Origin of the sequence: uncultured Tateyamaria sp., from assembly GCF_947487805.1 — a bacterium.
Taxonomy (GTDB): domain Bacteria; phylum Pseudomonadota; class Alphaproteobacteria; order Rhodobacterales; family Rhodobacteraceae; genus Tateyamaria.
The window spans coordinates 181,020-193,947 of sequence record NZ_CANKXW010000003.1 but is presented as its reverse complement, the minus strand read 5'-3'; the positions used below and the strand labels follow the sequence as shown (position 1 = coordinate 193,947).

The following is a 12,928-nucleotide window of genomic DNA, read 5'->3' as shown; positions in this document are numbered from 1 at the left end:
CCACATCGGCCCGGCGCCCACCCCCCGGTCAGCGCGGCGACAGGCGGGTGCAATCGCGCCCGGCAAGGCAGGCCTTGACCTGATCCACCTGCGCGTCGGTTGGCGCGCCGAACAGGAACCCGCCGCAGGCATTGGTGTGCAGCACATAGCTTTGGCTCGTCTGGCGCAGAAACCCCAGCATCTTGCCCGGTTGCGGCTGTGGACACCACGGCCCGAAACACTGCACTTCGAGGACGACATCCGCCCGGAACGGTTGCGCAATGCCGCGCACCGTCAGCGCGTCGCCGGTGAATGTCGCAGGCAGGCGCGTGGTGCCGGGCGTGTCCTGCTGGTTGTCCCAGTCCACCTGCGGCAGCAGGTCGGTGTCAAAGGCCAGCGTGCCCAGCACGGGCACATACCCCTCGGGCGCATCCGCCGCATCGTGATAGGCGTCGGTGACGCCGTACGCCATGCAGGACAGCGCCAGCGCAGGCAGGGGCAGAACCCCGAAAAGGACACTCAGAACACGCAACATGGATCACCTCGGAACACGGGAACATATGCGCCGATCTGGGCGCAGGGCGGCGTGATATGCAATATCACCTCACAGATGGGCGTCGAATTCCGCAAGCACCCGCTCATAGACATCGCGCTTGAACGGCACGATCGCGTCGGGCAGGTCCGCAGGGGCCATCCACTTCCACGCCGAAAACTCGGGATGTTCGGTGTCCAGGTTGATCACGTCATCCGCACCGTTGAACCGCATCAGGAACCACTTTTGCTTTTGCCCGCGATACTTGCCCTTCCACAGTTTGGGGATCAGGTCATGGGGCAGCTCGTAAGGCAGCCAATCGGCGGTTTCGGCCACGATCTCGACCATGGGCGCGGGGATCGAGGTTTCTTCCTCCAGCTCCCGCAGTGCCGCCGTGCGCGCATCCTCGCCCTTGTCGACACCGCCCTGCGGCATCTGCCAGGCGTCGCGGTACCGGTCGGTGCGCTGGCCGACCCAGACATGGCCCTCCGCATTGATCACCATGACGCCCACATTCTTGCGATAGGGCAGTTTCTCGATCTCTTCGGGGGTCATGTCAGCACCTTTTCCATCTCGGCCCGGTCCAGCGTTTCGCCATTCCGGGGCACGGTTTCATGCCGGATAACATGGAAACCTCGCGCCGCAAATGCGGGCTGCGCCATCAGCGACGCGTGCACCCACAACCGGCGCAGGCCTGCGGCACGCGCGGCGGCTTCGGTCCGGGCGAACAGCGCGGCGAACACCCCGCGCCCCTGCCAGTCGGGCAGGACAAAGGTGAAATCGATGTACGTCTCCTGCCGGGCCATGAACCCCACCGGCGCGCCATGGGCCTCTGCCACATGCACGTCCATTGGGGCCAGTCGCGCGGCCCAGTTGGCACCGCTGGGCGGTGTCGCGGCCCAGGCGGATTTCTGTGCGGTTGTATAGGCGCTGGGGCCTGCGTGGATGGCCTCGAACATGATGCGCCCCAGCGCGTCTTCTTCGCCTGCGATGGCGGGTCGGATGATCAGATCTGTTGCCATGGGTCCTGCCGCTGCGTGCGGTCTGTTCTATGGGTGGTAACGGTTGGGCGCATCACGCAACCCATATGCTGCGGTCCTGTCTAGGGCATGTGGCTTGGATGCAAAACCACACAATTCTGTCCCCGCGGGGACAGGCATGACGCCGCGTTGCACGTGACATCCGTCGGGCTATACCTGACACCAAAGGGAAATCACGTTCGGGAGGGACCCATGACAGCCTATCCACATATGCTCGCGCCGCTGGACCTCGGGTTCACCACGCTCAAGAACCGGGTGCTCATGGGGTCCATGCACACCGGGCTCGAAGAGACCAAGGACTGGAACCGCGTGGCCGAGTTCTATGCCGAACGTGCGCGGGGCGAGGTGGGCTTGATGGTGACCGGCGGGATCGGTCCCAACCTCGAAGGGTCCGTGTTGCCCGGTGCTGCGATGATGACCACGGATGAGGACGTCGCCAACCATGCAATCGTGACCGAACGGGTGCACGCGAACGGCGGCAAGATCGCGATGCAGATCCTGCACGCGGGTCGCTATGCGTACGGGCCCATGTGTGTGGCGCCCTCGCCGGTCAAATCCCCGATCTCTCCCTTCCCCCCGGCCGAGCTGGACGAGGACGGGATCGAGAAACAGATCAGCGACATCGTCGCCACCGCAGGCCGTGCCAAGGCGGCAGGCTATGACGGGGTCGAGATCATGGGCTCCGAAGGGTATTTCCTCAACCAGTTCCTCGTCACCCACACCAACAAGCGCACCGACCGCTGGGGCGGCAGCTACGAGAACCGGATGCGCCTGCCGATCGAAGTGGTGCGCCGCACCCGCGAAGAGGTCGGCACAGACTTCATCATCATCTACCGCCTGTCGATGATCGACCTCGTGCCCAACGGCTCAACCTTTGAGGAGGTCGTGCAGCTGGCGCAGGAGATCGAGAAAGCGGGCGCCACAATCATCAACACCGGCATCGGCTGGCACGAGGCGCGCATCCCGACCATCGCCACCTCGGTCCCGCGCGCAGCCTTTGCCTGGGTGACGAAAAAGCTGATGGGCAAGGTTTCCATCCCGGTCATCACCTCGAACCGCATCAACACGCCCGAGGTCGCCGAAGAGGTGCTGTCGACCGGCTGCGCCGACATGGTGTCGCTGGCCCGGCCGATGCTGGCCGACGCGCATTTCGTGCGCAAGGCGATGGACGAAAAGGCCGCACACATCGCGCCCTGCATCGCCTGCAACCAGGCGTGTCTGGATCACACCTTTGGCGGCAAGATCAGCTCGTGCCTCGTGAACCCGCGCGCGTGCTATGAAACAGAACTGGTCGTCGCCCCGGCGGACACCGCGAAATCCATCGCCATCGTTGGCGCGGGGCCTGCGGGTCTGTCCACCGCGCTGACGGCGGCGGAGCGGGGCCATACGGTCACGATCTTTGACCGCGCGGACGAGATCGGCGGCCAGCTCAACATGGCCAAGCAGGTGCCCGGCAAGGAAGAGTTCTGGGGCCTTGTCGACTGGTACCGCGCCATGGTCGCGGAGATGGGCATCACCGTCCACCTGAACACCGAGGCGACGGTCGATGCGCTCAAGGGCTTTGACGAGGTGATCATCGCCACCGGCGTCCTGCCGCGCGATCCGGAAATCCCCGGTCAGGACGCGGACAATGTGCATTCCTATATCGACGTGCTGCGCAAGCGCGCGACGCCGGGCAAACGCGTCGCCGTGATCGGCGCGGGCGGAATCGGGTTCGACGTGTCGGAATACCTCGTGCACGAAGGCCAGAGCCCGACCGAGAACCTGCCCGCATGGATGGAGGAATGGGGCGTGGCCGACACGGCCGAGCATCGCGGTGGCCTGTCGCCCGAGGGGCCGCAACCGGACGCCCCCGCACGGGCGGTCACGCTGCTGCAACGCAAGGCGGAGAAACACGGCAAGCGGCTGGGCAAGACCACCGGATGGATCCACCGCGCGGCGCTCAAGATGAAGGACGTGGAATTCGTGGGCGGCGTGAACTATGAACGCATCGACGCGGAGGGGCTGCACGTGTCCTTTGGCGATGCGCGCGAGAACCCGACGCTGATCGCGGCGGACGACATCATCCTTTGCGCCGGGCAGGTGCCGGACCGGTCGCTGGCCGATGCGCTGGAGGCGGCAGGCATCGCACACCACATCATCGGCGGTGCCGACGTGGCGGCCGAGCTGGACGCCAAGCGCGCCATCGACCAAGGCACGCGGCTGGCCGCGACGCTTTAGGCCGCAGGCGGCCTAGCGCTTGCCGTAATAGAGGCCGACCACATGTTCGGCCTCGGCAAAGAAGAGCCAGCGCGCGGCCAGCGCGCCGGCCACGTGGCTGACCACCGCCAGCAGTGCCACCACATGAGTAAAGGGGGCGGCCAGCAGTGCGATGGGCAGAACGGCCATCAGCACGATGGCGATCACCCGCAGCTTCATGCTGTGCTTGCGGCCCACGACAAAGGCAAATTCACGCAGCAGATAGTTGGTGCCGGTATGGGGCGGCTCAAACGCGCGCACGCTGCCGCCCGCGCCTAGGCCCGTCGCGGTGGCCAGCGTCGTGCCCGACCCGGCCAGTGCGCCGTCGCCCTGCGCCCAGAGCAGAACCTGCACCACCGCCGCCACGGCCAAAAGCGCCATGGCCCATGTCACCTGACCCGCCAATAGCGCGCCGCCTGCCAGTGCATAGCTGAGGAACATGGCGGGCGTCAGGGGCGAGTTCCAGCGCGGTATCGTCTTGAGCTGGGTGTAGATCATCGAGGTGGTGAACACGGTCAGCAGCGAGAAGATCGCGCCGATCAGGCCCAGGATGCCCCAGCGCTGGCCAAAGAACACCAGCCCCGCGCCATAGAGCGCCATGGTCACGAGGGCCACGACGGCGCAGACCCCCTCGCGGCTGAGCCACGAGCTGCGCCACTGGGTAAAAGCCTTCAGCGCGCGTTCGGGGTGGCCGAGGTGGAAGGTGGACGAGATCAGCCCGCCAACGGCACAGAGATAGGCGATCACGAAAAACGCGAATGCCGTCCATCCGGTGACGTTTGGAAAGCCGAGGCCAAGAAAGGTCAGAAGGCCAAAGCCGATGCCCGAGAACACGGTGAAGAAGATGACGGAAGGGGCCGGATGCATCAGAGTTTCTCCAACGTCTTGTCGAGCCAGCCGAGGAAGCCCTTGGCCTCTTGCGCGACGGGTTCGAGATAGGGGGCGAGGATGTCGATGTCGCCCGCGCCTTCGGACAGCGTGTCCTTGGGGCGGGGCGGCAGATATTTGTTCACGGGCTTGGTGCCCTGTTCGGGCATCAGGTCCATACCGCCGCGTTCGGCGCTGAGTTTCGACACGTGGCTATCGGGGTCGGCGAAGTCACCGAAGTGGCGGGCACCAGCGGGGCAGGTACGCACGCAGGCCGGTTCGCGGTCTTCTTCGGGCAGGTTTTCATTGTAGATGCGGTCGACGCAGAGGGTGCATTTTTTCATCACCTTTTCGACCTGGTCCATTTCGCGGGCGCCGTAGGGGCAGGCCCAGGCGCACAACCCGCAGCCGATGCAGTCCGACTCATTGACCAGCACGATGCCATCCTCGACCCGCTTGTAGCTGGCGCCCGTGGGGCAGACGGTGACGCAGGGCGCATCCTCGCAATGCAGGCAGGATTTGGGGAAGTGGATCAGTTGCGCCTCGGGGGCGGGCTGATCCTTGAGCACCGGCGGCTTGACCTCGAAACTGTGCACGCGGTTGAGGAAGGTGCCCGACGGGTCGCCGCCATACGCATCCGTGTCGGACAGGGGCGCGCCGTAGTTTTCGGTGTTCCAGCCTTTGCACGAGATCACGCAGGCATGGCAGCCCACGCAGGTATCGAGGTCGATGACGAGGCCGAGTTTTTTGGTTGTGGCGGTGGGCAGGGTGGTCATGCGGTTGTCCCCGTTGTGAGGGCAGGACCGGGGCGCTGCCCCGGACCCCGAGGTATTTCGAGCGAAAGGAAGGGAGATGCGTTGCGCAAGGCCCCGATGGGTTCGGCCTTGGACGCGTCCCAGTTGGCGATGAAGTAGATGAAAGAGCCGACGGCGACCGCGACGAAGGCGGCGATGGCAAGGAGGGTGCGTTGGATCCCGGTCATTTGCCGACCTTCCAGGAGAGGGTTTTGGGGCCCTTGCCGACGGGGGATTTGATCGGTTGCATGGCGGGTTGCGACTCGGTGGGGGCATCCGCCTTTTCGATGCGGACCTTGAGGTCGAACCACGCGGCCTGGCCCGTGATCGGGTCGGAGTTGGCCCAGCGGAGCCCGTCGCCCTTGGGCGGGAGCAGTTCATGGATCAGGTGGTTGAGCAGGAAGCCGCGTGTCGCCTCGGGGGCGTTTTCGTCGAGCGCCCAAGCGCCCTTGCGCTTGCCGATGGCGTTCCAGGTCCAGACCGTGTTTTCGTTGAGCGCGGCCATTTCGAGGACCGGGACGGTGATCTCTCCGTGGGGCGAGGTGACGCGGGCCCAGTCGCCATCGGTGAGGTTGTTGTCCTGCATCAGCTTGGTCGGCAGGTAGAGCGGGTTGTGGCCGTGCAGCTGGCGGAGCCATGCGTTCTGCGACCCCCAGGAGTGGTACATCGCCATGGGCCGCTGGGTGAGCGCGGTGATGGGGAAGTCGTCGACCTTGTTGTCGGGCGCGGGGTCGTACCAGATGGGCAGCGGGTCCATCGTGGCCTTGATCCGTTCGCGCAGGTGATCGGGGGGCTGGCGGTCGCCGTGGCCTTCGGCGGCCAGTTGGAACCGGCGCATCGGCTCGACATAGAGCGAGAAGAGGTAGGGTTGGGGTGTGTCGTAGAGGCCCATGCCCACGGCCCAGTCCTGATAGGCGGCGTTCCAGGGTTTGTAATAGTTCGCCCCCTCGGGGATGTGTTCGACGAAGAAGCCGCCGTTTTCAATGTAGTTGTCGAGTTGGCTGGCGTTCACACCGCCGCGGCCCGAGGTCAGGCCGTCCTCGCCCATGCGGAAGCCTGCGAGCGGGCCGATGCCCGGTTTGCGTTCGTGGTTGACGATGTAGTCGGCGTAGTCGGCGTATTTCTGGCTGCCGTCCTCGTTGGTGAAGCCGGGCAGGCCGAGTTTGGCCCCTAACTCGCAGAGCACCGACTGGAAGCCGCGCACGTCGCGATCAGGTTCGATCACGGGCCAGCGGATGGCGTCGGCGGCGGCGTCGGCCTCGCAGATGGGGCGGTCGAGCAGCGAGATGCAGTCGTGGCGTTCGAGATACGTGGTGTCGGGCAGGATCAAGTCGGCATAGGCGACCATTTCCGAGCTATACGCATCCGAATAGATGATGCGGGGGATGACGTAGTCGCCGTTGTCGTCCTTGTCCGTCAGCATGTCGATCACGCCGCGGGTGTTCATGGAGGAATTCCACGACATGTTGGCCATATACATGAACAGCGTGTCGATCTTGTAGGGATCACCTGCGTGCGCGTTCGAGATCACCATGTGCATGAGGCCATGCGCGCTCATGGGATTTTCCCATGTGAACGCCTTGTCGATGCGGGCCGGTGTGCCGTCTTCTTTCAGGGCCAGATCGTCGGGGCCGTGCACAAAGCCGAGGTGCGGGCCGTCGAGCGGGCAATCCGGCGTCGTGTTGCAGTGCGGTTTGGGGTGCGCCGTGGCCGGTTTGGGATAGGGCGGTTTGAAGCGGAAGCCGCCGGGGACTTCGACACTGCCCAGCAGGATTTGTAGCACGTGCAGGGCGCGGCAGGTCTGGAACCCGTTGGCGTGGGCGGAGATGCCGCGCATGGAGTGGAACGACACCGGGCGGCCTTGCATGGTCAGGTGCGTCTCGCCGCGGAAATCGGTCCACGCGTGGTTCAGCTCGAACGCTTCCTCGAACGCCACGCGGGCGATTTCGTTGGCGATGGTGCGGATGCGTTTGGCGGAAATGCCGACACGGTCCGCCACGGCCTCGGGAGTGTATTCATCGGATAGATACCGTTCGGCCATGTGCTGCATGACGGTGCGGTGGCTGATGCCTGCGTGGCGGTGGGTGGCGGTGAGGTCGGGTTTGACGCCCTTTTGATCGAAGGGCGTCAGTTTGCCGGTGGCGCGGTCCATCACCAGTTCTTTGCCGTCGTCATCGCGCAGCAACAGGCCAAATTCAGGCGACTTTTCATCGCCGTTCACAAGGCATGGCGCGTTGGTGTATTGCGCGAGGTAATTGACGTCGATCTTGCCCGCCTTCATCAGGCAGTGGACCATCGACAGGATAAAGAGGCCGTCCGTACCGGGCGTGATGCCGACCCAATCGTCGGCCACGGCGTTATAGCCGGTGCGGATCGGGTTCACGCCGATGACGCGGGCGCCGCGGGCCTTGATCTTGCCAATGCCCATCTTGATCGGGTTGCTGTCATGGTCTTCGGCGACGCCGAACAGCATGAAGAGCTTGGTGTGGTCCCAGTCGGGTTGGCCAAATTCCCAGAACGCGCCGCCCATCGTGTAGATGCCCGCCGCCGCCATGTTGACCGAGCAGAAGCCGCCATGGGCCGCGTAGTTGGGGGTGCCGAAGTTCTGTGCGAAGAAGCTGGTGAAGGATTGGGATTGGTCGCGACCTGTGAAGAAGGCGAGCTTGCTGGGGTCGTTCTTGCGGATGGGCGCGAGCCATTGGCACGCGATTTGCAGCGCCTCATCCCACTCGATTTCCTGAAATTCGCCCGCGCCGCGTTCGCCCACGCGCTTGAGCGGCTTGCGCAGACGGGAGGGCGCGTTGACCTGCATGATCCCGGCGGAGCCCTTGGCGCAGAGCACGCCCTGGTTCACGGGGTGATCGCGGTTGCCCTCGATATAGGCGACTTTACCGTCCTTGAGGTGCACGTTGATGCCGCAACGGCAGGCGCACATGTAACAGGTGGTCTTGCGGACCTCGTCAGAGACCTTGGGCGACAGATCGAGCTTGGGCTGGTTCATGAGGTCTCCTGGTTTGCGGCGGCCTGTAGCGCGGTGACGGCGATCATGTTGACCACGTCCTCGGCGACACAGCCACGGCTGAGGTCGTTGGCGGGTTTGGCGAGACCCTGAAGAATCGGGCCGATGGCGGCGCAGCCGCCGACCCGTTGTGCAATCTTGTACCCGATATTGCCCGCATCGAGGTTGGGAAAGATCATCACGTTGGCCCGACCTGCGACGTCCGATCCCTTGGCCTTGCTGGCGCCGACCTCGGGGACGAATGCGGCGTCGAACTGCATCTCGCCATCAGAGGCGATCTGGGGGTGCTGTTCCTTGAGCAGGGCAGCGGCGTCCGTGACCTTGGTGACGTTCGGGTGGCGCGCGCTGCCCATGGTCGAAAAGGACAGCATCGCGACCCGTGGCGTGCCACCGAGAAGGGCGGTGTAGGAGGCCGCGGATTGCGCGGCGATGGCGGCGAGGTCTTCGCTGCTGGGGTCGATGACGAGGCCGCTGTCGGAAAAGATCATGGCGTCGCGACCCGATGGGTGCCCGTCGGGCAGCACCATCAGGAAAAAGCTGGAAACGAGGGCCGCGTCCTTGGCCTTGCCGATCACTTGCAGCGCGGCGCGCACAGTGTCGGAGGTGGTCGCAACCGCGCCGCCCACGGTGCCGTCGGCGTGGCCCTCGCGGACCATCATCGCGGCAAAGACGAGCCGGTCGCGGACGGTCTCGGCGGCCTTTTCCGGCGTGACGCCCTTGTGCTGGCGCAGCTGGTGGAAGGCGTCGGCAAAGCCGTCTGTGAGGTCGGAGGTCGCGGGATCCGCGATGTGCAACGTGCCCCCGTCGGCGGCGCCCTGCGCGCGCAGTTCGGCCGTGATGGCGGCGGTGTCACCGACCAGAGAAACCTGGGCCAGCCCGGAGGACGTGGCGGAAATGGCGGCGGCGACGATCCGGGGATCATCGCCTTCGCTCAGCACGATATGTGCGGGATGGGCCGCCGCGCGGCTCTGGAGTGTGTCCAGTACGCTCATGCGGCCCGTCCTGTTTTTGTGTTGCAGCCCACGTGGATCAAACGACCTGCGCGCGCATGTCGTCTTTGGAGATGCCGGCCACCTTGACGGGTTTCTTCATCGCGTCGCGGCGGAACGGGTCGCCCAGTTCCTGGTTGATCATCGCCTCGATCAGGGTGGTGATGCCGTTTTCCATCTGATCCTTGATCGCCTGATCAAGTGCTGCGGTCAGTTCGTCCTGGGTGCGGGCCACGACGCCCTTGAGGCCACAGGCGTTGGCGATACCGGCATAGGAGACATCCTCGTCCAGCTCTGTGCCGACAAAGTTGTCGTCAAACCACAGGGTCGAGTTCCGCTTTTCCGCGCCCCACTGGTAGTTGCGGAAGACGATCTGCGTGATCGCGGGCCAGTCGCCGCGGCCGATGGCCGTCAGTTCGTTGACGGAGATGCCAAAGGCGCCGTCACCGGCAAAGCCCACGACCGGCACGTCGGGCTTGCCGATTTTCGCACCCACAATCGACGGCAGGCCGTAGCCGCAGGGGCCAAAGAGGCCGGGGGCCAGGTATTTGCGGCTTTCGTTGAAGGACGGGTAGGCGTTGCCGATGGCGCAGTTGTTGCCGATGTCCGAGGAGATGATCGCCTCGACCGGCAGGGCGGCCTGAATGGCGCGCCATGCCATGCGGGGGGCCATCCAGTCAGGCTTGGCCGCGCGGGCGCGCACGTTCCAGTCGGTGCCGGGATCGTCCTGTTCCTCGGTCATCGAGGTCAGTTCCTGCGCCCATGCGGATTTGGTGGTCGCGATGGTGTTCTTGCGCTCGGCGCGGTTGGTGTCGCCTGCGTCATCGCTGAGCCGGGCGGTGATGCCCTGCGCCACTTTGGCCGCGTCGCCGACGATGCCCACGGTGACTTTTTTGGTCAGGCCGATGCGGTCGGGGTTGAGGTCGACCTGAATGATCTTGGCGTCTGTGGGCCAGTAGTCGATGCCGTAGCCGGGCAGGGTCGAGAACGGGTTGAGGCGGGTGCCGAGGCACAGGACCACGTCGGCCTGGCTGATCAGCTGCATCCCGGCCTTGGAGCCGTTATAGCCCAGCGGGCCCGCAAACAGCGGGTGGTTGCCGGGAAAGGCGTCGTTGTGCTGGTAGCCGACGCAGACGGGGGCGTCGAGACGCTCGGCCAGAATGCGCGAGGCTTCGATGCCGCCCTTGGACAGAACCGCACCGGCGCCGTTCAGGATGACGGGGAATTTCGCCTCGCTCAGCATCTTGGCGGCTTCGGCCACGGCGGTCTCGCCACCCTGGGGCAGTTCGAAGTCGACGATGACGGGCAATTCGATGTCGATCACTTGTGTCCAGAAATCGCGGGGGATGTTGATCTGGGCCGGGGCGGAGGCGCGTTTGGCTTGCATGATCACGCGGTTCAGGGTTTCGGCGATGCGGGACGGGTCGCGGACCTCTTCCTGATAGGCGACGCAGTCGGCAAAGAGGTTCATCTGCTCCATTTCCTGGAAACCGCCCTGACCGATGGTCTTGTTCGCGGCCTGGGGTGTGACCAGCAGGACCGGCGTGTGGTTCCAGTAGGCGGTTTTCACAGCCGTGACGAAGTTGGTGATGCCGGGGCCGTTTTGCGCGATCATCATGCACATTTTGCCGGTGGCGCGGGTGTAGCCGTCGGCCATCATGCCGCCGGATGTCTCGTGGGCGCAGTCCCAGAACTTGATCCCGGCGTCGGGGAAGATGTCGGAGATGGGCATCATCGCGGACCCGATGATCCCGAATGCGTTGTCGATCCCGTGCATTTGCAGTGTTTTTACAAAGGCTTCTTCTGTCGTCATCTTCATGGCGGCGCTCTCCAAATAAAAAAAGGGGGCGTCGAATCGCGCCCGGATAGATTGCCAAGCAAGGTAGAGTGATGGCCGCTGTCGGGTTAGGGCCAGATGAATTGTCCGTTTAAGACCAGATTATAAACCAAGGCTTTGCCCGATCAGGGCGATCCCCGGCCGGATCTTGTGGGCGTCGATGGACGAGTATCCGAGGCGGTAATACATGCGCGGCTGGTCGTCGCCGGCAAAGAAGGCGTGCCCCGGTTCGATCAGCACCCCGTCCGCGCGCAGCGTGTCGGCGAGCTCGCCCGTGTCGGTGCCGTCCGGCGCGCGCATCCAGAAGGACGACCCCCCGAACGCGCCGATGCCCGCGATGTCGAGGCCGGTGTCTTCGATGGCGTCCTGCATGGCGGTGCGACGGGTGTGCAGGGCCGCGCCCATCTTGCGGATCTGGGCGTCGTAATGGCCCATGGACAGGAAATAGGCGGCGGTGCGCTGGATGTGGCCGGGCGGGTGACGCAGCACCGAGGTGCGCAGCGCGCGGGCCTCGCGCACAAAGGGTTCGGACCCCACCAGATAGCCCAGCCGCAGGCCCGGAAACAGTGACTTGGAAAAGCTGCCCACGTAGATCACCCGCCCGTCCACATCCATCGACTTGAGCGCGGGCGACGGGGGTTCGAGAAAGGACATCTCGAATTCGTAGTCGTCCTCGACGATCAGCGCATCAAGGTCGCGGGCGCGGTCCAGCAGGGCCTGGCGGCGGGCCATGGGCATGGTCGCTGTGGTCGGGCACTGGTGGCTGGGCGTGGTGAAAATCACGTCTGTTTCCGGGGGGATTGCATCGGGCGGCAACCCGTCACGGTCCACCCGCACCGGCGCCATATGGCACCGGGATTGCGTCAGAATTTCGCGCAGCGCGGGATAGCAGGGATCCTCGAACGCGGCGGTGCGCCGCTGGGTCAACAGCACCTGAGCGGCGAGCCACAGCGCGTTCTGTGCGCCGAGCGTGATCAGGATCTGATCCGAGCGTGCCGCGATGCCGCGCCGGGGCAGGGTGTTGCGCTGGATGAACTCGATCAGTTGCGGGTCGTCCTGATCGAAATAGTCCGAGGTCAGGGCGGAAAAATCGCGCTGTCCCAGCGCCTGAAGCGCGCATTGCCGCCAATTGGCATGGTCAAAGAGCTGGGGGTCGGTCTGGCCGTAGATGAACGGGTATTTGAAGCGGGCCCAGTCCTGCGGTTTGTTGAGCGTCATCCCCCCCGAAAAGCGCTGGCCGATGGCGCGGGACCAGTCGATGCTGTCGCCCTGTTCGTTCTGTGGCTGGAACATCGGCGGGACGGGCGCATTGTGGGACACGTAATATCCCGAACGCCCGCGCGCGGTCAGGTAGTCCGAGGCGACAAGTTCGGTATAGGCCAGCGTGACGGTGATGCGGCTGATGCCCAGATGGGAGGCCAGTTTTCGCGTCGAGGGCAGTTTCTCGCCCTTGCCAAAGCGTCCGGACAGGATGCCATGTGCAATCATCTGGTGCACCTGACTTTGCAGGGTGCCCCGGTGGTTGGGTGAAAGGAAGAATGTTTCGACGGGCAGGGCCATGGCGCGACAGTAAACTGGACTTATCGCAGAATCAATCTGGATGTAAATTGGGGTGAAAACACCGCGCCTCTAC

The 12,928-nt window shown here is 64.7% G+C and carries 11 protein-coding genes; 1 reads left to right on the top strand and 10 read right to left on the bottom strand.

The window, feature by feature from the left end:
* Positions 1-28 precede the first annotated feature (28 nt).
* The 3 genes from Q0949_RS10300 to Q0949_RS10290 all read right to left on the bottom strand — a co-directional run bounded on the left by Q0949_RS10300 (position 29) and on the right by Q0949_RS10290 (position 1,533).
* On the bottom strand, positions 29-514 hold the full coding sequence (locus Q0949_RS10300) for a hypothetical protein (RefSeq protein ID WP_299371305.1): 486 nt from the start codon (positions 512-514) through the stop codon (positions 29-31).
* Positions 515-583: 69 nt separating this feature from the next.
* Positions 584-1,066 carry an RNA pyrophosphohydrolase gene (locus Q0949_RS10295; protein ID WP_299371302.1) on the bottom strand — a complete coding sequence of 161 codons (483 nt, stop codon included), beginning with the start codon at positions 1,064-1,066 and terminating at the stop codon, positions 584-586.
* Positions 1,063-1,533: a GNAT family N-acetyltransferase gene (locus Q0949_RS10290; protein WP_299371299.1), complete on the bottom strand. Its 471-nt coding sequence runs from the start codon at positions 1,531-1,533 to the stop codon at positions 1,063-1,065. The genes Q0949_RS10295 and Q0949_RS10290 overlap by 4 nt, the downstream gene beginning before the upstream one ends.
* Positions 1,534-1,743: 210 nt before the next feature.
* Between Q0949_RS10290 and Q0949_RS10285 the strand changes: the two genes are divergently transcribed.
* Positions 1,744-3,771, top strand: coding sequence for an NADPH-dependent 2,4-dienoyl-CoA reductase (locus Q0949_RS10285; protein WP_299371296.1), 2,028 nt, complete (start codon positions 1,744-1,746; stop codon positions 3,769-3,771).
* A 12-nt stretch (positions 3,772-3,783) separates the two neighbouring features.
* Here Q0949_RS10285 and Q0949_RS10280 read toward each other — a convergent pair whose 3' ends face one another.
* From Q0949_RS10280 to Q0949_RS10250, 7 genes are all read right to left on the bottom strand, one after another.
* Complete coding sequence (locus Q0949_RS10280; protein ID WP_299371293.1) at positions 3,784-4,656, bottom strand: DmsC/YnfH family molybdoenzyme membrane anchor subunit; 873 nt, start codon at positions 4,654-4,656, stop codon at positions 3,784-3,786.
* Entirely contained in the window at positions 4,656-5,432 is a 777-nt protein-coding gene (locus Q0949_RS10275) for a 4Fe-4S dicluster domain-containing protein (protein ID WP_299371290.1), read from the bottom strand. The genes Q0949_RS10280 and Q0949_RS10275 overlap by 1 nt, the downstream gene beginning before the upstream one ends.
* Complete coding sequence (locus Q0949_RS10270; protein WP_299371288.1) at positions 5,429-5,638, bottom strand: hypothetical protein; 210 nt, start codon at positions 5,636-5,638, stop codon at positions 5,429-5,431. The genes Q0949_RS10275 and Q0949_RS10270 overlap by 4 nt, the downstream gene beginning before the upstream one ends.
* Positions 5,635-8,451, bottom strand: coding sequence for a molybdopterin oxidoreductase family protein (locus Q0949_RS10265; RefSeq protein ID WP_299371285.1), 2,817 nt, complete (start codon positions 8,449-8,451; stop codon positions 5,635-5,637). Before Q0949_RS10265 ends, Q0949_RS10270 begins: the two co-directional genes overlap by 4 nt.
* Positions 8,448-9,461, bottom strand: a complete 1,014-nt coding sequence (gene pta, locus Q0949_RS10260; protein WP_299371282.1) for a phosphate acetyltransferase — start codon at positions 9,459-9,461, stop codon at positions 8,448-8,450. The genes Q0949_RS10265 and pta overlap by 4 nt, the downstream gene beginning before the upstream one ends.
* Positions 9,462-9,498: 37 nt before the next feature.
* A complete protein-coding gene (xsc, locus tag Q0949_RS10255; protein ID WP_299371279.1) occupies positions 9,499-11,277 on the bottom strand; it encodes a sulfoacetaldehyde acetyltransferase in 1,779 nt (592 codons plus the stop codon).
* 120 nt (positions 11,278-11,397) lie between these two features.
* Positions 11,398-12,855 carry a PLP-dependent aminotransferase family protein gene (locus tag Q0949_RS10250; RefSeq protein WP_299371276.1) on the bottom strand — a complete coding sequence of 486 codons (1,458 nt, stop codon included), beginning with the start codon at positions 12,853-12,855 and terminating at the stop codon, positions 11,398-11,400.
* Positions 12,856-12,928: the final 73 nt, after the last annotated feature.

Bases quoted from the DNA above. Each gene is read 5' to 3' on its own strand.
- Q0949_RS10300 (WP_299371305.1), bottom strand. From the start codon at position 514: ATGTTGCGTGTTCTGAGTGTCCTTTTCGGGGTTCTGCCCCTGCCTGCG.
- Q0949_RS10295 (WP_299371302.1), bottom strand. From the start codon at position 1,066: ATGACCCCCGAAGAGATCGAGAAACTGCCCTATCGCAAGAATGTGGGC.
- Q0949_RS10290 (WP_299371299.1), bottom strand. From the start codon at position 1,533: ATGGCAACAGATCTGATCATCCGACCCGCCATCGCAGGCGAAGAAGAC.
- Q0949_RS10285 (WP_299371296.1), top strand. From the start codon at position 1,744: ATGACAGCCTATCCACATATGCTCGCGCCGCTGGACCTCGGGTTCACC.
- Q0949_RS10280 (WP_299371293.1), bottom strand. From the start codon at position 4,656: ATGCATCCGGCCCCTTCCGTCATCTTCTTCACCGTGTTCTCGGGCATC.
- Q0949_RS10275 (WP_299371290.1), bottom strand. From the start codon at position 5,432: ATGACCACCCTGCCCACCGCCACAACCAAAAAACTCGGCCTCGTCATC.
- Q0949_RS10270 (WP_299371288.1), bottom strand. From the start codon at position 5,638: ATGACCGGGATCCAACGCACCCTCCTTGCCATCGCCGCCTTCGTCGCG.
- Q0949_RS10265 (WP_299371285.1), bottom strand. From the start codon at position 8,451: ATGAACCAGCCCAAGCTCGATCTGTCGCCCAAGGTCTCTGACGAGGTC.
- pta (WP_299371282.1), bottom strand. From the start codon at position 9,461: ATGAGCGTACTGGACACACTCCAGAGCCGCGCGGCGGCCCATCCCGCA.
- xsc (WP_299371279.1), bottom strand. From the start codon at position 11,277: ATGAAGATGACGACAGAAGAAGCCTTTGTAAAAACACTGCAAATGCAC.
- Q0949_RS10250 (WP_299371276.1), bottom strand. From the start codon at position 12,855: ATGGCCCTGCCCGTCGAAACATTCTTCCTTTCACCCAACCACCGGGGC.